Source organism: Bacillus cereus group sp. N8 (assembly GCF_016483685.1).
GTDB classification, from domain to species: Bacteria; Bacillota; Bacilli; order Bacillales; family Bacillaceae_G; genus Bacillus_A; species Bacillus_A proteolyticus.
In genome coordinates this window covers 49,130-73,344 of sequence record NZ_JAEHBK010000012.1, presented here as the reverse complement: position 1 = coordinate 73,344, position 24,215 = coordinate 49,130, and the positions used below count along the sequence as shown (strand labels likewise).

Here is a 24,215-nt window from a genome sequence, read left to right as displayed (position 1 = left end):
ATTCTTATGCTAGGAATGAGAAAGATCCTATAAAAAATTTTTTATAGGATCTTTCCTTTTAATATTGCTTGATCAAATTCACTGGCAAAGCAAGTACTTTACTACTTTTCACATCATATAACCCTATAGGGGTTACTCGTATAAAAGGCAAGTGCGTCGCAGAAAAGAATAAAATAGTAAATGCCGGATCGTTATAAGCATAGCCTCGCTCTTGCAGTAATTTCACCATCTTTTTCTCTTCCTTTATTAAATCACTCATATTTACATTAGACATAATCCCTAGCAACGGTAAAGCAATTTCGTGTAACACTTCATTCTTTTCAGCTATTACGATCCCCCCGCCTAGCTCTTTTACTCTATGAAAAGCTGTAAGCATATCTTCTTTTCTCTTTCCAATGAGAATGATGTCACCTGTACCAGAATAAGAACTAGCAAGACCTCCTAACTCATTTACAAAACCTTTCACAACTGTATTTACCTGCCAAGTACCGTCACGAGCAATCATCATAAGAAAACATTCATCATGATCAATAGAAATTTCATCACAATCTAAATTTATTTCGCTATTGTATGGTTTTGTTATTACGTTATTCAATAAGTGTATACCCGTTTTAGTAGAAAAAATCATATCCTCTTTTTCTATAGACCAGTCTAATGATAATGGAGTTACTTTAAATTCACTCCAGTCTATATGTAATGAATTATTTTTTTTTACTCCGTCACGCTTCACCCATTTTCCCTTTGCCATTACACTCATTGGTGCCGGATTTTCTTTACTTTCCAAAATATTAATATTAGCGATTCTCCCTGTCGCAATGGAACCATGTAAATGCTCCATATTATAATAACGAGCAATGTTATAGCTTGCCATGTGGTAAGCATCTATTACCGGAATCCCTTGCTCAATCGCTATTTCTATCAGTCTATTCGTCATTCCATTTTCATAAAATGACGGATGTGAACCGTCTGTTGTGAAAATGAATCTATCAAATTGTTTCACACCTAATTCCAATAGTTCTTTCAGTAAAACTTCTAAATCCGGCCGAATAGAAGAGTTTCTTAGAGAAACAGTATAACCTTGCATGAGCCGAGTTAACGCCTCTTGTCCTGTCATCGCTTCATGATCACAATCCGTACCTAATAGTTTTAACTTCGCTAAAGTCGTTTCAGATGCCCCCGGAAAATGTCCTTCTACTTTTTTCTGTAATCGTTTTGTTTCCTGCACCCAATTTAACATTTCATCATCGCCATGTAATAGTTTTGGCCATGCTGTTAACTCGCCGCCTTGAAGAACCGCTTCATGCTTTAACCATTCTATTACTTCTTCACTATTAAATAAAGATTCCCCGTTTTGCAACTCAGTCTGCCCATCAAAACGACACCACCAATACATACTTGCCGGAACCTTTTTAAATTCATCTAATAAACGAAATGCTTCTTCACGTTGTAATGTGAAAAATAAAGTTAAATTATCATTAATAAAAGTTGTCGTCCCAAATTGCATCGCATGATTCGCTAACGTCTCTGGATTATACAATTGATATGGATGTGCATGTGGTTCTATGTAACTAGGAACTACATACTTTCCATCGCAATCAATCACTTCACATTCATGTAGTTGCTCTGGTAATTTTTCACCTACATATACAATGCGGTCATCATAGATCCAAATATTTGCTTGCATCCATTCACGTATATAGGAATTTAAGTATGTTGCATTCTTTAATAATTTGTGTGGGCTTCTTGTGCCGTCTATTATTTCAACATGCTCTCGTAATCGCTTGTTACTCCATCTAAACTGATTTTCTCCCAATGAATTTCACTCCAAATCAATTTACTTTTATTTATTAAAATAAAAACAATTAACAAACTAAAGTATTCTCCATTCATAATTCCCCTGTATAACCCCTATACCTTTCATTATATGGAATGATTGAAAAAATAACAATTTTCAGAATCGAAAACCCTCTTTGCTCCTCAATAAAAAAGGATATCGTGTAACTGATATCCTTTTTTATACTTAACTATACGATTGAATTACACTTGATGTCATACTATGAATGCTAATACTGTCCTTTAAAACAGGAGCCTATTCACATTCTATTCAATTATTTCTGAAATTCAATTTGCATCATTTTATTAAACTGTGTAAGAATATCAACCGGACCTAAAGAGTTAACACTGACAGCAAATGTATGCTTACCTCCAATTACTCCGCCTGCAAAAGTCATAAACCCAGGGATTGCTCCTCCGTGACCCCAAACTGAAACACCGTTTGGAAGTTTAGTCTCATAGATTCCAAGGCCATATGCATCACCAACACCTTCTCCCTCTGTAGGAACTGTAGTAAGCATTTCTTTTAGCTCACGTTCCTTCAGTAACTTACCACCGAGTAATGATGAAAAGAACTTATTTAAATCGTCCGCATTAGAAATCATATCTCCAGCTGAACTACCTATACTCGGATTATAATACGTTACATCTTTCAACTCACTCGTTCCGTCAATTTTCAAATACCCTCGAGCATGATTATTGCCTGGAATAACGGTTGAATTCCCTGGTAAAAATGTGTTTGCCAAGTCCAAAGGTTCAATAATTCTCTTTTCAATTTCTTCCGCATAACTATTTCCAGTTATTTTTTCAATAAGCATTCCTAGTATTACGTATCCTGTATTTGAATATGACCATCCCTTGCCTGGTGAAAAATCTTGCGGATAAGAAAGTCCAATTTTCACTAATTCTTCAGCTGTATACGATTTTCTTGTATTCGTAAAGTCCGCGTCTTTTGACTTTAAATATTCAGCTATACCACTCGTATGATTCAAAAGTTGACGTATCGTAATTTGATTGCCATCATACCCATTTCCTTGTACGAGACCCGGTAACCATTTTTCAATTGAATCGTCAAGTTGCACGCGATTTTCTCCTACTAATTGAAGAACAGTCGTAGCAGTAAAAGTCTTCGTCACACTAGCAATCCGAAAGCGATAATCTGATTTCATCGATTTCTTTGTACTTAAATCCGCGACGCCAGCATTATAACTACTAATTTTTCCGTTATTATACGTCTTAACTAATACCCCTGGCGCTCCAACTTGGATTGTTTCTTGCATGACTCGTTTCCAGCCATTCCGATTCTTTTGATCATGTGCTTCTGACGAACTAGAAATATTTTGAGTAGACTCTGCTTTCACAGTAAAACCTGGTGTGAATAAAGTAGTACCCGCTAATAAGACTGCCAAACTCGCTAACTTAATTGAAGAACATTTTTTCATAAGGCTTTCTCTCCTCTATTCATATCGTATTGATTCAAGTTATACTTTCATCCTAAATGATAAAACTCTCTTTTTTCTTATCCATTCCTTACGAAATACTTACTTTCAAAATTAGACGACCAGATGGGAAAAAATAATGTATGAAAATAAAAAAAGAACGTGTTTTCAATTTATCAAAACACGTTCTCTTACATACTTAAAACCCTATATCAACTTTTTAGTTCATTCACTTTTACCATCCTGCACTAGCGTTCATGCCATTTCCGATAATAGTAAGAAGTAATGGCCACAGCACTGGTGCTAACGTAAGAAATAGATTAAACAGTATAAGTATTCTATATCTCCCAGGGATATTATAATTTTTACGATTAACAAATACTACAAAAACTAATAATATTATGGTCGTTACAAATAAAAGTAACACTAACAACCAATACCAAACCATTAAACTGAGACTCCATGGCTGTAATAGTTCGTGTACAATACCAAATGTAATTCCCAATACTGCAAAACTAAAGGTAGTAATTGTTGCTTTGATAAACAATTTACTTAATTTTTTATCGTATGTATACTTACAATATAAATCTATTAACGTGTATAAAGATAAAAAGGCCATTATTACACCTATCCAAGACAATAACCAGTCTCCGCCTCCTCTAACTAACATAAACAGAAACCAACACATCCCTGCTGTAGAAAAAATAAAGGAAAGGAGTATGTTTTTCAATACCGGTTTCATTCTATTTTCACACCCTTACAAAAATTTAAATATAAATTATATTTTTTATTTACATGATACCCGTAATTGATTCATCTCTTTTTCATTCTATATTGATGAAACGAAGATAAACTCATATAAAATTAACGTGAAATACTCTACTAAGGAAACTTTTTCCATTGATAGAGATATAAAAAAGTAAGTATACATTACCATGTAATTAAATATAAGTAAATGAAATTAATTTACAGTTAATTTCATTTACTTATATTAATGTCACGCTTTCCCGTCTCGCTCTATCCATCGTACAGTCTTCTCTACATCTAACTCCGTATACGTCTTTTCTCCATATCGGACAGACTCATATATCGGAATAATATCCCTCGTTCTACAAATTCTGCTTAACCATTGTTGCATCGTTTCATAGGACCTTCTCTGTTCGTGAAATGGTAAAGTTCTTTCCCATTCAACTAACGTTTTCCTTATCGTATCTTTAGGTAACGGCTGTTCAAACTGATGCATCACTTTCTTGTTCTTTTCGGTTCTATCCGTATTTTCTTTTGTTATCGATTGTTTATCCTGTTCTATTTCTGATTTCGTTACCTTTTTCCTCATTAATTTATAAAAAGCATATAGAATGACCACTGCAATAATTACATAAAAAATGACACTAATCCATGCATTTGAAAGAACAGAAAACACGTCATTCCATGAATTCCCCTGTTTGAAAAGCGGGATTTTCCTATCTATTTTCGTTCTGGTGTCTACAACTCCTGTTTCTTCATCTATAATTCTTTCAGGCTCATCAAACTGTTCGTTTATACTAGTAAAATCATAATTTCTTTCCGATATTATCTTAGTCTTACTGGAAAAACGTTCTTTTACTATTTCTTGCACATGCACAACACCTTGTGATAACGTTATCGCACTAACCGTAAAGAAAAGTATGATGAAAACTCTAATACTCCAAGTTTTCACTTTCATATGTCGCTCTTTATTAGCCATGACGTAAACCCCTTCTTATTCTTTAATTACGACCCATTTATTCGTTCTGCTGTTTTTCCTTGGTGAAGTACCAAGAATTAAAGGAACTGCATCCAGTTCCTTACGACGAAAGCCTGCTGTGTAAAAATAAGAAGAAGATACAGGCGTATCCTGATCCGATATTGAGGCAAGTACCTTTAATACATTTTGCAAATGTTTCCGGTTATCCCCATTTTTCATATGAAGCAAACCGTTATCTTTTACACTATTGATCCATACTTCAAATGAACAGTTTTGCATGAGCAGCTGTTTACATATGCCTGCCGTTAATTCGATTAGTTCCTCTGTATCATTTCGCAAAGAAACACCACTTTTGTTTTGCAAGTTGAGATAAATCGCGTATTTATCTGATTGCGTTCGCTCATACTTTTTCGCAGTTATCGTCCCTGTTTTCGCTGTTGCACTCCAGTGGATAGAACGAAAATCTTCATTTTCATAAGACTTCACTCCCATTACTTTCGTTTCATCATATAGCGGTGAAGACATCGCTTTTCGAAATCCCCGTGACCATTCTTGTAATTCAGGCACTTGTATTTTCGGCACAGCTGGTAAGACTAAATAGGAGGGCGTATCAACTTGTTTATATGTTATATGGTTCGTTATGAATCCAAAGAGATCAGTAATGACAATTTCAACTTCTTCCCATTTCGCAATTCCTCTTTTTAACGCTACAGCTTGCAAATCAAATGAAATTGACTCTCTTCCTTTTAAATTAAAATTCATATAATAATTTGAACCTGTATTATGATTTTTGTTTATTTCATCATGATTCCAAGTTAGCTTATTTTCACATTTAAATCGAAATACGATATTAAGAATAGGAAATATCGACTTGTTTGAAACTTTAATTTTGCACATATTCGTTTCACCTATAAAAACATTTGCATTCCCCTGACTGTATTCCCATTCAACACGAGATACTTTACGTATGTATACATACATAGCACCTATTAAAATTACATACAAAAATACGAGAGATAAAAACAATAGATTACTTGAAAATACACATAAAATAACGGCTACAACTGACATAACTCCCATTACGAAAGGCTCCGCTAAAGGTGTATACACAAGCTGTTGATTCATCGTACATTCTCCACTGGCACACTAATCGCACCAAGAATTTCTTTCATGATTTGTTCTTTCGTCGTTTTCATCTCTCCCTCAATCGTTAACGTTAAACGATGAGCGCAAACGGATGCAGCCATCGTCTTTATATCATCTGGCGTACAATAATCTCTTTCATTTAATATTGCCCGTGCTTGAATCGCTCTCATAAATGCCAACGTCCCCCGCGGGCTTACACCAATTTCAATTAACTCATGTTTACGCGTTGCCTCAATAATTTCAAGTAGATAATCTTGCACATCATTCCCTACTAACACTTCTCTTGCTCGTTTTTGCACTGTAATAATTTCTTCAGTTGAAATAATTGAATGTAACGTTTCTAACGGATCATTCGTTTGAAAACGATTCATCATCTCCTTTTCTGCTTCTCTCGTAGGATAACCTTGGCGAATCGTAAGTAAAAATCGGTCTAATTGAGCATCAGGTAAAGGAAATGTACCAGCTGATTCAAGAGGATTTTGCGTTGCAATTACTAAAAAAGGTTCTGGTAATGAATGCGTTTGTTTCGCAATCGTAACTGTACGTTCTTCCATAACTTCGAGTAACGAAGATTGCGTTCTCGGTACAGCCCGATTAATTTCATCAACTAATACTATATTTGCAAAAATCGGTCCTAACCTCGTTTTAAAATCCGATTCCTTCACATCAAAATATTCAAGACCAATAACATCTCCAGGCAAAGTATCCGCTGTGAATTGTATTCTTTGAAATTTAGCGTTTACACTTTTAGCCAAACTTTTTGCTAATGTTGTTTTTCCCGTACCAGGTACATCTTCTAATAAAATATGGCCTCTTGCTATAAGAGCTATTGCAGCCAGCTCAATTGATTCATCTTTCCCTATAATAACCTTCGAAATATTGTTAGTAATTTTCTTTAATATACTCATATATTTATCTCCCGCCTTTATTTATTCAGAAAATTAAGAATTATTCTTTTTCCAAATTATAACACATCAAGTTAGAAGTAAGTATATTCCTATCAAAACAAAAAAGATGACCCCAGCAACACGCTAAAATCATCTTTTTCTACCTTATTATTTTACTAACTCTCCACTATAAACTTTTACATCAAGCGGAGCAGTTAAAAATTGTGGTGCTTTGCTAACGAAAGATGTGAAGTGTTCACTCGAATTATGACTCGCAACTGCTGCTTCATCTTTCCATACTTCTACCATCGTATAAACACTTTCTTTTTCTGTATCTTTATTAAGATTATAAGATACATTTCCACTTTCTTCTCTTGAACCATGAAGAAGTGGCTGAATTTCTTCTAAAAATGATTGTTGTTTCGCTGGATCTACTTGAAATATTGCGTGAATAATAATCATGGTGTTTCCCCTCTCATATTCCACTTATTTCTTTGAAATTACTTCCACTCAGCAACTTTTTCAACTGGAAGACGTACTGATTGATAACCACTGTCAGCAGCTTTTCCGATTGAAATTAACATTACTGGTACGTGACGCTCTTTATCTAATCCGAATGCTTCTGCGATTTGGTCTTTTTCAAATCCACCAATTGGGCAAGTATCATAGCCGTGAGCACGAGCTGCTAGCATAAATTGCATTGCTACAAGACCACCGTCAATTAATACCGTATCTTTCATTACTTCTGGTGTAACCATAGAGAAGTAACCTGAAAGTTTTTTCATTTGATCTTCTTTTACTTCAGCTGGCATTAAACCACGCTCTACTGCTGTACCGTAAATTTCTTCTGCGTTATCAAAGTTGTTTAAGTCACCAAATACAGCGATCATTGCTGAAGATGTTTCTACTTGAGATTGATTGAATTTCGCAAGTGGCGCAAGTGTTGCTTTCGCTTCGTCACTTTCAATTACTAAAAATCTCCATGGTTGCATGTTTACTGAAGATGGTGCAAGTGTTGCTTCTGTAAGAATTTCCGTCATTTCTTCTTTACTAATTTTTACTGAAGGATCATATTTACGAATTGAACGGCGTCCTGTTAAAATTTCGTTAAAATCATTTGTTTTTACTGAGTTAGTCATAGTTGTATTCTCCCTTTTTTATAATTCTTTTATATTTTCTTGAATGTGATTTAACATATTTAAAAGATTATCGCGCTCTTCTTCACTTAATCCTTTAAATGCTGATGCTGCAAAACGTTCTTTTTCCTCTTGAAACGCCTGAATTTTATTTCGTCCCTCTTCTGTAAGAGAAACTAACGTAATTCTGTTATCATCTGGATTTTTACGTCTTACAATCATTTCATTTGCCTCAAGCTGCTTTAAATGCCTAGTAATCGCAGCATTATCAATATTCACTTCTTGCTGAAGTGCTTTTTGACTAATTTCACCTACTTCATATAACTGAAGTATAAGCTCTAATCGAGATTGACTCATACCCGTACACCCTTCAAACTTCGAACTTACTTCTTTATTTAGAAAGTGTAATTTATATAAAATAATCGCTTCTTTTGAGCATGAACTTGTCAAATTACCCCTCCTTTACATCCAATATAAAAACGTTTGATGTATCAATAGTTGATATGTCAATTAATATAATCTATATCGATTTAGAATGCAAGCATTTTGTTTTCATTTATATTTTTCCAAATTAAGGCGCTTTATCACGTTACAAAAAATGGGAATTACATTATAATAGTAATAATTTAAATGACTGGAGAGTGATTGTTATGCGGCAATACACAAATAGAAATGAGGAAATGAAAATGGAAAATGAAATGAGGATATTTATATATGACAACAATAAATATAGGGATTGTCGCGCACGTAGACGCTGGCAAGACGAGTTTGACTGAGCGTATTCTTTTTGAAACGAATGTGATTAAAGAAATTGGCCGAGTTGATAACGGAAGTACGCAAACTGACTCAATGGAATTAGAAAGACAGCGCGGAATTACGATTAAAGCATCTGTCGTTTCTTTCTTTATTGATGATGTAAAAGTAAATGTCATTGATACACCTGGACACGCTGATTTTATCGCTGAAGTGGAGCGATCATTCCGCGTTTTAGACAGTGCGATTTTAGTTATTTCTGCCGTTGAAGGCGTGCAAGCACAAACGAAGATTTTAATGCGAACACTACAGAAACTAAACATACCAACTGTTTTATTTGTTAATAAAATTGATCGTAGTGGCGCAAATACTGAAAAAGTTGTGAAACAAATAAAAGTAATCCTTTCAAATGATGCATGCCCCTTCTACTCTGTAGAGAACGAAGGAACAAAGGAAGCTCGTATTATGGAATATAAATCATATGACGATTGTATGGAACTGTTAGCACCATATAACGAATCCTTGCTTGCATCATATGTAAATAACGAAATCATCCCGGACGCACTATTAAGAAAAGAACTAGAAAAACAAATACAACAAGCAAATGTTTATCCAATCTTTTTCGGTTCTGCAAAGACAGGTATGGGCGTAACTGAGCTACTTGAAAAACTTCCGGCCCTAATTCCAGTTAATAAACCGGCGCAAGATAAAACATTATCCGGTGTTGTTTTTAAAATTGAACGTGAACCTTCTGGCGAAAAGATTGCTTACGTAAGAGTTTTTTCAGGCAGTTTACACGTTAGAAAATATGTTGATATACAGCGAAATGAGTCTCTACCACATAAGGAAAAGATTAAAAAAATGTGCATATTTCATAATGGAGATGCCGTTCAAACTTCTACCGTTCCTAGTGGAGAATTTTGCAAAGTGTGGGGACTGAGTGATATAAAAATTGGTGATATTATTGGTGAACGGACGGATTATATAAAAGACATTCACTTTGCCGAACCACAAATGGAAGCTGCTATTGATGCGGTGCCTACGGATCGAATTCATGATTTATACGCTGCACTTATGGAACTATGTGAAGAAGATCCACTCATTAAAGTGTGGAAAGATGATGTTCATAATGAACTATACATTCGCCTTTTCGGTGAAGTACAAAAAGAAGTAATTGAAACGACTCTTTTTGAGAAATATAATTTGCAGGTTACCTTCTCAAATACACGAGTTGTATGTATTGAGAAACCAATTGGCACAGGAGATTCCGTTGAAGTAATGGGAGAAAAAACGAACCCGTTCTACGCAACAATCGGCTTCAAAGTTGAACGTGGTGAGCTTAATTCTGGCATGACATATAAGTTAGGTGTTGAACTTGGATCATTACCTTTAGCATTTCATAAAGCGATTGAAGATACTGTATTTCAAACGTTAAAACAAGGTTTATATGGATGGGAAGTTACGGACATTTCTGTCACGTTAACACATACAGGTTATGCTAGTCCTGTTACAACAGCGAGTGACTTTAGAAACTTAACACCGCTCGTTTTAATGGATGCTTTAAAGCAAGCTGAAACATATGTGTTTGAACCATTAAACGAATTTGAATTAACTGTCCCAGAGCACACAATTAGTACTGCAATGTATAAACTAGCTGCCATTCCAGCAACTTTCGCGGAGCCTAAATTATATAATGACTCTTACCAATTAAAAGGATCATTACCTGTTGCAAAAACAGAGAATTTTAAACGAATGCTCCATTCATTTACAGAAGGAGAAGGAATCTTCACAACGAAGCCAACTGGTTTCACAAAGCTGAAGGCTCCCTTCCCTACTCGAAAACGCGTTGACTTTAATCCGCTGAATCGAAAGGATTATTTGCTTCATGTGTTGAAGGCTTATTAAATAAAAAAGAGGTGCAAATTGCACCTCTTTTTGCATGTATTGAAACTTAAATTAGTTTGTCCTAACAACTTCTTTAAGTTTTTCTATTATTTTCGCTATAGCCTCAATTGAATTTTCTGTTTCAAATTCCCCAACATTTACAGAATGATTTGCGTTTTTGACAACATCGATTTTTAAATTTGTATGATGTAACTGATCAATTTGACCTGCATCGTATTGGTGATCTTTCTCTCCAATTACTAAAAGCCCTTCATGATTACTATGTAAGATAGAATCAAAAATCGTATCAAACGTCAGTAACGGCGTCATTAATATCATTTTCGACTGTAAAAACTCTTCTCTCTTCATTAAATCATTCGCAATTGGAATTGTTCCGAGTGATTTCCCTAAAAACAAAGTCTCGTTGTATTGCTCATCTTTTAATACTTCGTGCATTATAGGATGAATATCATCCATCATTACTTTCGTTACTTCTTCCATTGGTTTATTCATTAATTGTCCATCATAAGAATAATGAATATGTACAACATCTATTTTATGTTCAAGCATTAACATCGTTGCATAATAGAATAACGGTTTATCCTAATTGTAACCTGAACCTGAAAACATAAAACAAACCGTATTAAAACCTTTTTTGATATGTATGTAACGAATTACTTTGTCATTTATATGTACCTCTTTTTTAGTCCCCTTCACCCTTTTCTCCCTCCGAATACATTTACTTTTGTAAAACGATATGTTCTGTATGAACTGCTATATCCTTTACTTTCTCTTTTATAAATGCTGGCTGTAAGTTATATGCATGTAGCTCTTCTACTCGCACCCACTTAAACAAATACGTTCTACCCTTTTCTTCCAAAATATATTGATCCGCTCCATTCGCAGGTAATTCATGTAGCTCTACTTCATAATAAAAACTAATTTCATGAAACTTTCGCTCAGAAAGTGTAAAGAAATTTTCTACTGACCATATTAATCTCCTCCCTTTAATAGGAACACCCACTTCTTCTGCCAGCTCTCGTTTTAACGCATCTTCACTATTTTCTAGCATTTTCACACGGCCACCTGGTACGTACCAAAAATCTTCACCGTCACCTTGCAAAATAAGGATTTTATTATCCTGTTTACAAATTGCTCCGACCCGGTAATTAAAACATGTTTCCTCAACTTTAAACGTAAGATCCACTATTTTTTACCACCTTTATATAGTTTTGGATTAAGAGATAAAACAATTGTAATTGCAAGTATGTACAATAAAAAACTATTTTCACAAGCATTTTACCTAATTACACACTATTATTTATAAATTAAGATTACTAAATCCACTCATGTCTTTCAATATTTTTAGATAAAAAACACTATTCTAACTTTTTATTCATTAGTTTTTGCTAACTAACTCGTTATAATGAATAAAAATAATAATCTTCATCCCATAATAACAGGTTGAATATTCTTAATTTTTATATTGTTTCTTTTGTTTTTATCAATTAATATAAATATGTGGAATAAAAGTAGATATTTGGATATATCTACCGTATTAAATAACAAAATTGTTTCATGGGGGGAAATATGTGTTTACTAAATGGAAAATAGGAATGATTACTTCTCTTCTTGCTTTTACAACATTTACATCTGTGATTTCTGCTGAAGAGAAACCGAAAGATCAACCAAAATGGGAAGAATGGATAAAAGAAAATGCACAAAAATTAAACGAACCAAATGCACAAACAAATGAAGATTTATCCTTTTTAAAAGAAAAAGTAAAGGATAAACGAATTGTTCTACTTGGTGAAAGTACACATGGGGCTAAAGAAATAAACCAATCAAAAGTACGTATGATTAAGTATTTACATGAAGAGATGGGATATGATGTTATTGCATTTGAAACAGGATTTGCGGAGGCAAATGCTGTAAATCAAAACCTCGATCAATTAACTGCTTTGCAGGCCATGAAAAAATCTTTATACGGTGTTTGGCATACTGAAGAAATTTTAGAGCTATTTCAATATATAAAAGATCAAAAAGAAAAAGGAACACCTCTTATATTAACAGGGTTTGATGCTCAATTCAGGTGGTATTCTTATTTCCCTGAGTTTGCAAAAGAATGGTTAGAAAAAATTAATCCTGAAATTGCTAATGATATAGAAATAGCTCATAAAGAATTACTCAATATAGAGGAGAAAATTGCACCTGTAGATAATAAGTACTCCTACGAACAATATAAAGCGGACGTTCAGCAAGTAATAGCGAAATATGAAAAAATTAAAACGTTTGTTCAACAACATAAAACCGAATTAAATAAGATAGCTCCATCAAATACATACGATGTAAATCTATTAGAAAAGACTATCAGTATACGCATTGATACAATTAAAACACTCCAAGATGCTACTGTAAAAGAAAAAAACTTTATTTACCCAACAAACTTTAAACTTACAGATCTATCACTTTATATCCGAGATCAAAAGATGGGACAATCTTTAGCTTGGTTAAGTGATATTCAATACAAAAATAAAAAAATCATTGTATGGGGACATAACTATCATATCCGAAAACAAAATTCAAAAATGATACTCGATTGGACCAAATACCAACAATACAATTTTAAAGCGCCCAATATGATTGATTATTTACCTCAACGGATAAAAGATCAAATGTACACAATTGGCGTATATGCATATAGCGGAAATAGTTGGGATAGTACTGAACTTGATAAAATAGTCCCTATAGATACAGACCATGCTGAACAAAGTATCGAGAATATATTACGAACATCTCAAAACTCTAATGTATTTGTCAATTTGAAAGGAGAACGCAATCGTCCAGAAACATCTTGGATGTTTACTCCTACTACCGCAAGACACTGGGGTGATAAAGACTTTGAAGAAATTTTGAAGCCAATCGAACAATACGATGGCATACTATGGCTAGAACGTATTTCGCCATCACAATATAAGTAAGGAAAAGAGCACACTTTCGCTATGAATAAGTGTGCTCTTTTCTATTCATAATAATTACTATAGTTTAGAAATTAATAGAATATCTCCTAGAATAAAGCTATATACAATAAATTACACCACCCCTTAAAATCAAATCATTCTGAAAACCCCCTTATTTACCCTTAGTTACACCACTTCTCTAATAATACTCTCTCCCTCTCACCTAAAATACCTGCTTTTAATCCCCTTTCTTCCATTTCTTTCATCCACTCATACACATCTGTAACAGTATCTTCTAATCTTCTAAAAGTAAGCCCTACTTTAACAGCATTCTCGACACTAATAGAAAATCCACCTTTCCATGGCTTCGTTTCACCTTCTAACGAAAAAGTTTCAGGAAGCCATAATGGCATCTCCGTCCATGGCTGCACTTTATTCTCATGCATAAATGATTCATCAACCCAAACGAATTCAGCATCACTATTCGTAACTTCTTTACACGTATTTAATAGTTCTTCCATCGTCAATGCATCATTCGGGCCTGTTACATTGAATGTACCTACTTTATTATGTTCTGCCATGTTTAGTCCAAAGCTCGCAACATCCCTTATATCCACGAACTGCACTGGACGGTCTTTCCTTCCTGGAACTAACACTTTTCCACCCTTTGCTACGCGCTGAATCCAGTATGGAAGCCGATCTGTATAATCAAACATTCCCGAAAGAAGTCCTGCTCTTACATGTAAAACACGACCCGGCCAATACTTCTCTGCTTCTTTTTCACATAATACTTTAAGCGCACCATAATGCTCATAAGGAGATATTTCACCATTCTCTACAGCCTTTATTTGATCAGCCGGTGGTTCAGGTTGTAATGTATAGTCTTCTTTTATGTGGTGGGGAATCCAGTCTTTATACACGGAAAGGCTTGAGATGAATATATAGTGTTTTATATTATCTTTTAATACTTCTCCTACAATTCTAATGTGATGCGGAGAAAATCCACATGTATCTATGACAACGTCCCATTTTCGATTTTCTAAACTTGATACATCGTCATTCCTGTCACCAATTAACTGCTCTACTTTAGGAAAAATTTCTTTGTTTGTTCCACGGTTGAATAATGTAACTTCATGCCCTCTCTTTAAAGCCTCTTCCACAAATGCTCTTCCTAAAAAACGTGTACCACCTAGTATTAGAATTTTCATAGTTCTCCCCCAGTCGTGATAAAAAATCTTTTCTTTTGTTTAACGATTTTTTATTGTGAAAAGTTACGCGGGATTTGCTTTTTTACTACAATTTTAATTCTATAAGCAAAAAAGAAACCATTTTGAAAAATTAATCAATACGGTTTCTTAAATAAAAAGTACTTATTTTTATATGTATTATACGGACAATGCCCCTGCCAAATTGACAGGAGCATTGCTTTTTCAAAACTTATTTACTTTTATATACTTGAATTAAAATTAATATGAAGTCCAGCCGCCGTCTACAGAAATCACTTGTCCGTTTACGAAACTAGCTTCGTCAGAGCCTAAGAAGATAGCCAGTTGCGCAACTTCTTCTGGTTGTCCAGCACGTGGATTAATTGCCATACCTAATGCTTGACGGCTCGCACCAAATTCGCTCACATTCGTCATTGTAGAAGCAATGTTTGTTATGACTGCTCCAGGAGCGATACCGTTACAACGGATGTTGTTGTTCGCATACATAAAGGCCGTGTTTTTTGTTAGGCCAACGACTGCATGTTTAGATGCTGTGTACACAGCACCAGCACGTGCACCGTATAATCCACCTGCAGAAATATTATTGACGATCGTACCGTGTCCTTGTTCCAAGAATAGATTCACTGCAATACGCATTGTTTTCATTACAGATACTGTATTCACAGAGAAAACCTTTTCCCAGCGTTCGTCTGAAACTTCACCAACAGGCTCCATTCCATCCATGATACCTGCATTATTAACAAGAATATCTAATTTCCCGTAAGCTTGTTTTGTTTCATCGAAAAGGCGTTGAATATCTTCATCAGAGGTAACGTTTGTTTGAACAGCAATGGCCTCTGCACCTGTAGCTTTAATTCCTTGCACTACATGTTGAGCCCCTTCTAAGTTTAAGTCTGATACAACGACTTTTGCTCCTTCTTTTGCATAACCTTCTGCAATTGCTTTCCCCATGCCTGACGCAGCACCAGTGACAATTGCTACTTTACCTTCTAATCTCATCTGAAACGGCCCCCTTTGTCTTTTATTGCACAGTTGTTCAATAAAAATTATAATAATATAAAAGAGCGCTTACAATGAGCAAAAAAGTGATAAATGTTCAATAATTAACACATCGCAAGAAATGTGTTCAATAAGAGGTGAAAAAAATGATGCGTACAGATATGCGTATTGTGAAAACAAAAGAGGCGTTACATAACGCATTGTTAGAATTATTAAACGAAAAAACTTTAGAAGTCATCTCCATCTCGGAAATTTGCAGAAAAGCAAAAATAAATCGCGGAACATTTTACTTGCATTATAAACAAGTAGAAGATTTATTTGAGGAGTATTTTAAAGAAATTACAGCAGATTTGACACGTTCTTATCAAGAACCTTATCGCTACGTATCAGTTTTGAAAACTAGTAAATTAGATTCTTCTACAATTCGGATTTTTCATCATATCGAAAAATATAAATCATTCTACAGAATTGTTTTTTCCAAAAAGGTTCCTTTAATGTACTATTATTTATTTTTTGAGGAAATAAAGCATTTGTTACTTCAAGATAAAGAGGCTTTACTTAAAGAAGGTGTGAACCATTCACTTTACTGTTCCTACCAAGCGAATGCGATTATTGGCATCATTATTGAATGGTATCACAATGATTTTTCTTATAGTACAAGTTATTTAAATGATCAACTTGTTCAATTTTTAAATATGGGAGTAGATGGTTAATTTAAAACAAAGTTGTTTTATGGAATTTTTCATTCCGTCTATTTTCATTTCATATATAATTAAAATATCGGATATTCGATTAACAACTTATATATACTTAGGTAGGTGAAAAATATTAATAGAAACATAGTTTATCATTCTACATTATGTATTTATTGTTTCACATCGCTTGTATATATTATCTTACTGAACATAGAAAATGGTCGTAACTATTTAGGATTTACGATGGTTGTTCCGCTTTTTGCTGTTATTTTATATCAGAAATTATATAAGAAACAAAAAACAGTTCATACATTTGGATTTTCACGTCCAAAAATAAAAACACTACTCTTCTCCATTTTATTTCCACTACTTCTAGGACTATGTCTCCATTTTTATTTTTATATTTATGATATTAAGTTCCTATATAATCATTGGAATGAATTAGGATTTCTCTTGCTTATTGGTCTTACAATTGGATCTTTATCTGCATTATTAGAGGAAATCATATGGCGTGGAAATTTTCATTACCATTTACGAAAAAAATACTCATTAACGCAAACAGCAATCATTACTGCATCGCTTTGGTCTTTATGGCATTTACCAGTAGCACTCTTTTATAAGAACTATGAGTTATGGTTTGTAGGAATATTTAGCTATCTCTCGTTATTATTTATATTATCTATAATTTTGACCTATACGAGAGAGTATAGCCGTTCTGTAATAACACCTGCAATTTTACATGGTATGTTTAATGTATTTTATTTAACAGATGGAGTGGCAACCAAGTGCAATATTAGCCTAATGGAATTAACTAAATTTATCTTGCTGGCAATTGTGTTTGGCATGATATACCTTATACATCGAAAAGTTAAAGAATAATTTACAATAACAGAAAAAGGTGTTTCAGCTTGCAGTTGAATGTACCTTAATTAACTCATAAGTACTTCAACACCTTGCAATTATTCAATAATCGTATAGGTGTTGAAGTTTTCTAATCTTAATTTAACGACTTCTTTCTCACAACACTTACTTCTATCATGGAGAACAAAACAAGTATAACTAAACCTTTTATTCTCATTTTCATAAAAATATACATCTTAATCTTTTAAATAAGGAAGGATGCATTCTTTAATTAACTTCCATCTATCCCCCGCTTCTGGTATAATTCCGGATGCTATGACCACCAATAATTCCATCTCTGGTATACAGCAAATCACATTCCCACCATCGCCCATGGCACAGTATGAAAAGATTCCAGCCTCTTCTCGTAACCACCATAAGTAACCGTATTGATTCGAATTCATCGCTGTCGATTCTTTTATCCATGATACTGATAGAATTTGTTTTCCATTATGAATACCTTCGTTTAAATACAAACGTCCAAACTTAGCCATATCTCTAACCGTTAACGTCAGTCCCCAGCCGCCAGTTGTAATACCATTTGGATCGTGAATCCATCCTTTCACATCTTTTCCGAATAAGTCATCAAATTCAAATGCTTGCATATTGTAGTTTGGAATTTCTCTCATACCAAGTGGCTGATATAAGTGTTCATTTGCAAATTCACGCGCACTTTTTCCTGTTACACTCGTAATGATTGCCGATAGTACATGTGCTCCTGCGGATGAATATTTAAAAGTTCCGATTTCACCGCCGTTCCCCATTCTATTAAGTGTATACTGCACCCAGTCCTGTTGTGTACATAGTTCTTCTAGCGGTTCCTGCCAGTCCACATAAGGATATGGAGCTGTCATTGTAAGAAGGTGACGTACTGTTATTTCAGATGAATTAGAATTATATTCTGGGAAAAATTCTATTACTTTTTGATCAATGTTTTTTATATACCCTTTCTCTATGCATATCCCAATTAGCGCAGAGATTATCGTTTTTGTGACAGACGCTATATGAAATGCATCATCTGGACCATAACCATTATAATAATTTTCAAAAACAACATTACCTTTCTGTACTACTAACATACCATTTATATTTTTATAGTCTTCTTTTATAATACATTCTAACTTTTCAGCCGTTTTCATCGTTCTTCCCCCTTAACCTATGATTAAAAAGGTTCGATAGGTACATATATATCGACTATATGTTTATTTTCCGGATGCTGCTTTGGATCATTTCTATACACTTCAAATGGATACGAGTCTCTCGGTTTATATCCGCTATTTGGCAACCATTCACCGTATAAGAAATCCCATGCTCCCTTATATTCATCTTGAACTATTTCAAAGTGACCTACCGCATATTTCCCTGAAGGTATTACCATTATTCCAATGTCGCTCGTTTCTACTTTGGATTCATCTGAAATTGTTACACATAGACTTGTTCTTAAATGATAATCCTCAGTAAATTCATGATGGTCGTGGTAAATGGTTAATACTTTCGTATCTTCAAATACATGATAGTTTTCCTCCGCTGCGTAATGAAATAGCTTCTCTATCATTTTTGGAAAAGCTATAGCTAACTCTTTATATGTACCTATATGTCTTATGTATGCGACGTTTATATCGTCCGCTGTTACAATTTCGACCTCTCCTCGAACCTTCTTACATTCATTGTATTGAGAAGTTCCGCTTACGTCTTTGCAATTCTTGCTATTGTGATTTCTATAGTTGGACGGACTTACACCGTAATAATTTTTAAATGTCCGAGAGAAAACTGCTGAATCAGTGAATCCGAAGTGATAAGCAATATCTGTAATCGTCATATCCGGCCGGTATGTAAGTATATGTGTTGCTCTCTCTAGTTTCAATCGATTTACATACCGTGATAATGGCTCGTCTACTATTCCTTTAAAAATCCGATGAAAATGAAACTTTGAAAATCCTGCTATATCCGCTAGCTCTTCAATGGATAGTGAACTGTCTATGTTTGATTCTATATAATCTTGAACTGTATGTATGCGTCTTAAATACTCATTTCTACTTTGAGAACTCTCCATATCCTTTCCTCCTCACAACAAAAAGGCTAACTTCGCGCTAGCCTACTTTTACACATGCTTTAAAAATAAAACTCTACTACCGCCATTCCCATCATAATTTGTATGTACGGATACACCTTCTATTTCATCATCCCCAGCTTCAATTTGAAAGCCGATTTCCCTGTGAAATTGTATCGATTTTTTATTTACTGGTGACGTGATTGCTTTTACAACTTTACGGTTATTTGCACGAGCGATATCGAAGAAATAAGTATATAACGTCGTTGCAATTCCTTTCCTTCTATACTCCGGATTTACGCCGATAAAATGAACGTATGCTTCATCTTTATGCGTCTGTGAAAAAAATCCACATAAGAAACCTAACGTTTCTCCCTCTTCTTCAATGATAAAACTCGTTTCTTGAAAGTGAACGAAGAACAATTTTGGCAACATATGAGCCATGTCTCTCCCGCCCCACCAATCATTTAAAACAGAATGAATCTTTTCATAATCTTCCCCTTGAATGTTTCTTACGCGCATGTATTTCTCCCTCTCACTCACTTCATTTTCTCATAAATTTTAATAACCGTTTCGACTAACAGAATGAATACCCATATCCCGCAAAATACAAGAACAGACTGGAATATCGATCCAATTATCATAACACCAACTGCACCTGTTATTGAAAATGATATTCCACCAAACCCTGGATCCTGTATAAGTGCTCCAGTAGAAAAAGCGGTTATAATAGATACTATTAAATAAATCACACTCATTATTTTTAATATTTTTATAGAAAGATACGAAGTTTGTTCTTCTTCCACTTGTGATAATTCGATCTCTCCGCTCGCAATTCCTTTTTGCAAACAGTCTTCACATAAAAATTCTTCCTTAATTTTTTTACCACCATGCAACGTACCTGTTATTTCTTTACATCGTGAACACTTTCGATTTATCATTTTGTTATCACTCCAATCTCGTAAGATTATACTTATATAATTCTGTATTTACCTTAATATTCCTTTTATGTATTTTATAGAGAAACGAGGTGTTTTATGATGTCTAAACTTACTTTTGGTTATAAAAAACCCACTGAACAGTATGTATTACGACCTAGTTGCTATGCGGTTATTTTTAACGATACTTGCTCAAAAATGGCTGTTATCCAAAAAAGAAATCGTTACTTTTTACCTGGTGGCGGTATGGAAGGTCAAGAAACCAAAGAAGAATGTTTACATCGTGAATTGCTCGAGGAATTAGGATGGGCAATTGAAATTGATCAATATATCGGTAATGCAATGCGATATTTTTATGCGGAAAAGGAAGATACATATTATTTAAACGATGGGTTCTTTTACATTGCAAACATGGTACAGAAACAAACCGATAACTGTGAAGAAGATCATATTTTAAAGTGGGTGTCCCCATTACATGCTGTAGAGCTTCTAATTCATAATCATCAAAAATGGGCTGTTGAACAAGCGCTTTTATTACGAAACAAAAAATGATCTCCTTCTATATGAAAGAGATCATTTTTACTGTTAACTTACTTTTTTCAAATTGAGAGCAGGCTTTTTGATTCCGCCTTTTTTGACTACATATAAACCGATGAAGATAATAAGACCACCAACTAATTGCATCATATTGATTTCCTCTCCGATTGTTACAGCTGCAAAGATAACTGCGAATAATGGTACAAGATACATATAAACCATTACTTTCGTTGAACCTATTTTACTAATACCGACATACCACATGGCAAGTCCAAAGATTGTCGCAAAGACGATCGAATATGCTAGAGAACCCCAGCTTGGCATATCTACTGGCCACGTTAACGTATTTACATTGAATAGACAATATACAACGAGAGGTACAATTCCAATTAAAGTAGACCATGATGTTACTCTCATTGCGGAGTATTTTGTAATGAGAGGTTGCGCTAAAATTGGATACCATCCCCACGCAATTGCTGCGACTAATCCAATTACATTTCCGAGCCATGCATATTCGTAAGTAGCTCCTCCCGTATGCCCTGTTAATAAAACAAATGCTGCACCAATAAAGGCTATTATTGAACCAATTTGTACTTTCATCGAAAAGCGTTCTTGTTTGTGTAATACTGCTAATATCCCTGTAAAAATCGGTGACATCGCAATTAATAATGAGGCGTTCGTTGCTGAAGTATATTTCACAGATAGCATAAACATCGTTTGATACATTGTCGTTCCAACGATACCGACTGCTAATAATCGTAACCAATCTTTTCTTTCAATACGTAATGAGCGTTCCATCATAAATGTAATAAGTAATAATACCGGTGATGCTACTAAAAATCGTAAACTATTAAATTGAATGGATGACATAAATGCCACGCCATACTTTCCAATTGTATAATTTGCTCCCCATACTAATGCAACTGATACTAGGAGCCACTCCATTTGCCATCGTTTCATCCTAATCTCCCCTTCCCTATTTAGCATAGTAAAATTGGCTGGATAAAACACCGTCCAATTGGCTGTTTTTTTACCCAGCCAATTTGTTATACTTGATGTATATAAGATTTGCGGAGGCGTTTGTATGGAATGGAAGCTAGATAACGACAGTAAAATCCCAATTTATCAGCAAGTTGTTGACTTTATTGAAAAACGTATTACATACGGAGAGCTTCCCCCAGGTAGCTTCCTCCCTTCAGAACGGAAATTAGCTACACAGTTAAATGTAAACCGAAGTACGGTAACGACTGCTTATAATGAACTTCGCGCTATGGGAATTGTAGAAAGTACGACTGGTAAAGGTACACGTGTAAGTACACATATGTGGGGCGTTTCTCCAACATTAACGCCGAACTGGAGAGGTTTCGTAGAAGGTGGTACTTTTTTACCAAACTTACCGCTACTTCGCCATATTCGGGCGGAAGTACAACAAAATGAAAATATTATAGATTTTGCAAATGGAGAGCTCGGTTGTAACCTCTATCCTCACGATCAATTACAATCAATTTTACGAGAACAACCGTTAACGCAATCATTAAGTTACGATCACCCGCAAGGCTATCTCCCGCTAAGACAAGCGGTCGTAAAGTATATGAAGGAATATTTAAAAGTTGAAGCGACTGAACAATCCATTATGATTACATCTGGTGCCCAGCAAGCACTCCACCTAATCGTACAATGCTTATTAAATCCAGGTGATGCAGTTGCTTTTGAAAGTCCTTCACACTGTTATTCATTACCGTTATTCCAATCAGCAGGTATTCGGATTTTCCCATTACCTGTTGATGAACACGGTATTAATCCGGATGATGTGCAAGAGTTGTATAGAAAGCATCGTATTAAAATGATCTTTTTAAATCCAAATTTCCAAAATCCTACGGGAACGATGCTTCATCCAAATCGAAGAAAAAAACTTTTATCACTTTGCGCAGACTTACGAATTGCGATTGTTGAAGATGATCCGTCCAGTTTACTTACGTTAGAAAATAAACAACCTTGCCCTACTTTGAAATCGATTGATGAAAATGGAACAGTCATTTATGTACATTCCTTATCAAAAATGATTGCGCCAGGTTTACGAGTTGGCTGGCTTGTCGCCCCGCAGTCAGTAGTCGAGAGGTTATCCGACGCACGGCACCAAATGGAATTAGGAATGAGTATATTCCCGCAGTGGCTTATGCAACAATTTTTCGAGACCGTACCGTTTCGATCTCATTTAGTACCTCTGCGGAAACAACTAGCAGAAAAAAGAGACATTATCGTCCGGGCCCTAAACGAGCAACTTCACGATAAAATCTCTTTTTCAAACCCTACTGGTGGTATTTACATATGGGGAAAATTAAACGAACCGATAAATGAAAAACAACTCATTATGCAAAGCTTAAAACAAGAAATTGCTTTTATGCCAGGTAGTATTTTCGGCGCGAAAGATGGTTATATACGTTTATCTTATGGAAAAGTGAATATTGATCAAATTGAGGAAGGTATTTCTCGTTTGCGTGAGGCTATTTTGGTATGTGAAAAATAACTTTAAATAAAGCTGTATCGTTTGACAAAAGAAAAATCTACCATTATTATCAACACGAACCTAGTTATAGGAGTGATAAAAATGAAAATTTACGTTGATGCAGATGCCTGTCCTGTAAAAGATGTGATTATTTTTGAAGCTACGAATGCGGAAATTCCTGTTACCCTCGTTACTAGCTTTTCTCATTATTCTAATGCAGAGCAGCCAAAAGGTGTGGAAACAATTTATGTTGATTCTGGAGCAGATGCTGCGGATTACCGAATTATGCAGTTAGCAAAAAAAGAAGATTTAATCGTAACACAAGATTATGGTCTTGCTTCGCTCGCTTTAGCAAAAGGCTGTATCGTTCTACACCATAAAGGCTATAAGTATACGAATGAAAACATTGAACAATTGTTACAAACACGTTATTTAAGTGCAATGGTTCGAAAAAGCGGCAAGCGTACAAAAGGTCCAAAACCATTTACAGCAGAAGATAAAGAGAAATTTAGAGAGCTCTTTAAAAGTGTAATTTCACGTTAGAGATGAACCTTCTATTTGTAGAGAACACTTTGCAAAGAAAAGAAGAGAATATCCAAA

Annotated in this window: 25 protein-coding genes; 7 read left to right on the top strand and 18 right to left on the bottom strand. The window is 34.7% G+C overall.

Annotated elements, in window-relative coordinates; genetic code table 11:
- Nucleotides 1–58: 58 nt before the first annotated feature.
- From JDS80_RS18090 to JDS80_RS18050, 9 genes are all read right to left on the bottom strand, one after another.
- Nucleotides 59–1,813, bottom strand: a complete 1,755-nt coding sequence (locus tag JDS80_RS18090) for an adenine deaminase C-terminal domain-containing protein (RefSeq protein WP_199639501.1) — start codon at nt 1,811–1,813, stop codon at nt 59–61.
- Nucleotides 1,814–2,108: 295 nt separating this feature from the next.
- Nucleotides 2,109–3,275, bottom strand: coding sequence for a serine hydrolase domain-containing protein (locus JDS80_RS18085; RefSeq protein WP_199639500.1), 1,167 nt, complete (start codon nt 3,273–3,275; stop codon nt 2,109–2,111).
- Nucleotides 3,276–3,507: 232 nt separating this feature from the next.
- Nucleotides 3,508–4,014 carry a DUF3902 family protein gene (locus tag JDS80_RS18080; RefSeq protein WP_199639499.1) on the bottom strand — a complete coding sequence of 169 codons (507 nt, stop codon included), beginning with the start codon at nt 4,012–4,014 and terminating at the stop codon, nt 3,508–3,510.
- 255 nt (nt 4,015–4,269) lie between these two features.
- Nucleotides 4,270–4,998: a signal peptidase II gene (locus JDS80_RS18075; protein ID WP_199639498.1), complete on the bottom strand. Its 729-nt coding sequence runs from the start codon at nt 4,996–4,998 to the stop codon at nt 4,270–4,272.
- A gap of 15 nt (nt 4,999–5,013) precedes the next feature.
- Nucleotides 5,014–6,123: a DUF58 domain-containing protein gene (locus tag JDS80_RS18070; protein WP_199639497.1), complete on the bottom strand. Its 1,110-nt coding sequence runs from the start codon at nt 6,121–6,123 to the stop codon at nt 5,014–5,016.
- Nucleotides 6,120–7,052, bottom strand: coding sequence for an AAA family ATPase (locus JDS80_RS18065; RefSeq protein ID WP_199639495.1), 933 nt, complete (start codon nt 7,050–7,052; stop codon nt 6,120–6,122). The genes JDS80_RS18070 and JDS80_RS18065 overlap by 4 nt, the downstream gene beginning before the upstream one ends.
- 147 nt (nt 7,053–7,199) lie before the next feature.
- Nucleotides 7,200–7,493 (bottom strand): putative quinol monooxygenase, encoded by a 294-nt coding sequence (locus JDS80_RS18060; RefSeq protein WP_199639493.1) that lies wholly within the window; start codon nt 7,491–7,493, stop codon nt 7,200–7,202.
- Between the two features lie 38 nt (nt 7,494–7,531).
- A complete protein-coding gene (locus tag JDS80_RS18055; protein ID WP_000185378.1) occupies nt 7,532–8,170 on the bottom strand; it encodes a nitroreductase family protein in 639 nt (212 codons plus the stop codon).
- 18 nt (nt 8,171–8,188) lie between these two features.
- Entirely contained in the window at nt 8,189–8,617 is a 429-nt protein-coding gene (locus JDS80_RS18050; protein WP_000204172.1) for a MarR family winged helix-turn-helix transcriptional regulator, read from the bottom strand.
- Nucleotides 8,618–8,881: 264 nt separating this feature from the next.
- On the opposite strand from JDS80_RS18050, the gene JDS80_RS18045 reads away from it, so the two are divergent.
- Nucleotides 8,882–10,825 carry an elongation factor G gene (locus JDS80_RS18045; protein ID WP_199639491.1) on the top strand — a complete coding sequence of 648 codons (1,944 nt, stop codon included), beginning with the start codon at nt 8,882–8,884 and terminating at the stop codon, nt 10,823–10,825.
- A gap of 51 nt (nt 10,826–10,876) precedes the next feature.
- On the opposite strand, the gene JDS80_RS18040 is transcribed toward JDS80_RS18045, so the two are convergent.
- Together JDS80_RS18040 and JDS80_RS18035 are read right to left on the bottom strand one after the other, a co-directional pair.
- Nucleotides 10,877–11,380 (bottom strand): hypothetical protein, encoded by a 504-nt coding sequence (locus JDS80_RS18040; protein WP_242477377.1) that lies wholly within the window; start codon nt 11,378–11,380, stop codon nt 10,877–10,879.
- Nucleotides 11,381–11,543: 163 nt separating this feature from the next.
- Nucleotides 11,544–12,011 carry an NUDIX domain-containing protein gene (locus tag JDS80_RS18035; RefSeq protein WP_199639489.1) on the bottom strand — a complete coding sequence of 156 codons (468 nt, stop codon included), beginning with the start codon at nt 12,009–12,011 and terminating at the stop codon, nt 11,544–11,546.
- Nucleotides 12,012–12,396: 385 nt separating this feature from the next.
- On the opposite strand from JDS80_RS18035, the gene JDS80_RS18030 reads away from it, so the two are divergent.
- Complete coding sequence (locus tag JDS80_RS18030) at nt 12,397–13,785, top strand: erythromycin esterase family protein (protein ID WP_199639487.1); 1,389 nt, start codon at nt 12,397–12,399, stop codon at nt 13,783–13,785.
- Nucleotides 13,786–13,946: 161 nt separating this feature from the next.
- On the opposite strand, the gene JDS80_RS18025 is transcribed toward JDS80_RS18030, so the two are convergent.
- Entirely contained in the window at nt 13,947–14,972 is a 1,026-nt protein-coding gene (locus JDS80_RS18025; RefSeq protein ID WP_199639485.1) for an SDR family oxidoreductase, read from the bottom strand.
- A 258-nt stretch (nt 14,973–15,230) separates the two neighbouring features.
- Nucleotides 15,231–15,989 carry an SDR family oxidoreductase gene (locus tag JDS80_RS18020; RefSeq protein ID WP_199639483.1) on the bottom strand — a complete coding sequence of 253 codons (759 nt, stop codon included), beginning with the start codon at nt 15,987–15,989 and terminating at the stop codon, nt 15,231–15,233.
- 146 nt (nt 15,990–16,135) lie between these two features.
- On the opposite strand from JDS80_RS18020, the gene JDS80_RS18015 reads away from it, so the two are divergent.
- Together JDS80_RS18015 and JDS80_RS18010 are read left to right on the top strand one after the other, a co-directional pair.
- Complete coding sequence (locus JDS80_RS18015) at nt 16,136–16,702, top strand: TetR/AcrR family transcriptional regulator (RefSeq protein ID WP_199639482.1); 567 nt, start codon at nt 16,136–16,138, stop codon at nt 16,700–16,702.
- A 105-nt stretch (nt 16,703–16,807) separates the two neighbouring features.
- Nucleotides 16,808–17,563, top strand: coding sequence for a CPBP family glutamic-type intramembrane protease (locus JDS80_RS18010; RefSeq protein ID WP_199639480.1), 756 nt, complete (start codon nt 16,808–16,810; stop codon nt 17,561–17,563).
- Nucleotides 17,564–17,781: 218 nt separating this feature from the next.
- Here the strand turns inward: JDS80_RS18010 and JDS80_RS18005 are convergent, their stop codons facing one another.
- The 4 genes from JDS80_RS18005 to JDS80_RS17990 are packed head-to-tail and all read right to left on the bottom strand — an operon-like array spanning nt 17,782 to nt 20,575.
- On the bottom strand, nt 17,782–18,723 hold the full coding sequence (locus JDS80_RS18005; protein ID WP_199639478.1) for a serine hydrolase domain-containing protein: 942 nt from the start codon (nt 18,721–18,723) through the stop codon (nt 17,782–17,784).
- Nucleotides 18,724–18,746: 23 nt separating this feature from the next.
- The gene (locus JDS80_RS18000; protein ID WP_199639476.1) at nt 18,747–19,637 is read right to left on the bottom strand and encodes an AraC family transcriptional regulator; all 891 of its coding nucleotides are present in this window, start codon (nt 19,635–19,637) and stop codon (nt 18,747–18,749) included.
- 48 nt (nt 19,638–19,685) lie between these two features.
- Nucleotides 19,686–20,156, bottom strand: coding sequence for a GNAT family N-acetyltransferase (locus JDS80_RS17995; protein WP_199639474.1), 471 nt, complete (start codon nt 20,154–20,156; stop codon nt 19,686–19,688).
- Between the two features lie 17 nt (nt 20,157–20,173).
- Nucleotides 20,174–20,575, bottom strand: a complete 402-nt coding sequence (locus JDS80_RS17990; RefSeq protein WP_199639472.1) for a DUF3980 domain-containing protein — start codon at nt 20,573–20,575, stop codon at nt 20,174–20,176.
- A 96-nt stretch (nt 20,576–20,671) separates the two neighbouring features.
- Here JDS80_RS17990 and JDS80_RS17985 point away from each other — a divergent pair, with 96 nt between their 5' ends.
- A complete protein-coding gene (locus JDS80_RS17985; RefSeq protein WP_199639470.1) occupies nt 20,672–21,124 on the top strand; it encodes an NUDIX hydrolase in 453 nt (150 codons plus the stop codon).
- A gap of 33 nt (nt 21,125–21,157) precedes the next feature.
- On the opposite strand, the gene JDS80_RS17980 is transcribed toward JDS80_RS17985, so the two are convergent.
- Entirely contained in the window at nt 21,158–22,069 is a 912-nt protein-coding gene (locus tag JDS80_RS17980; RefSeq protein ID WP_199639468.1) for a DMT family transporter, read from the bottom strand.
- A gap of 124 nt (nt 22,070–22,193) precedes the next feature.
- On the opposite strand from JDS80_RS17980, the gene pdxR reads away from it, so the two are divergent.
- Both pdxR and JDS80_RS17970 read left to right on the top strand, forming a co-directional pair.
- The gene (pdxR, locus tag JDS80_RS17975) at nt 22,194–23,636 is read left to right on the top strand and encodes a MocR-like pyridoxine biosynthesis transcription factor PdxR (protein ID WP_199639466.1); all 1,443 of its coding nucleotides are present in this window, start codon (nt 22,194–22,196) and stop codon (nt 23,634–23,636) included.
- Between the two features lie 81 nt (nt 23,637–23,717).
- Entirely contained in the window at nt 23,718–24,158 is a 441-nt protein-coding gene (locus JDS80_RS17970; RefSeq protein ID WP_199639464.1) for a YaiI/YqxD family protein, read from the top strand.
- Nucleotides 24,159–24,215 lie beyond the last annotated feature (57 nt).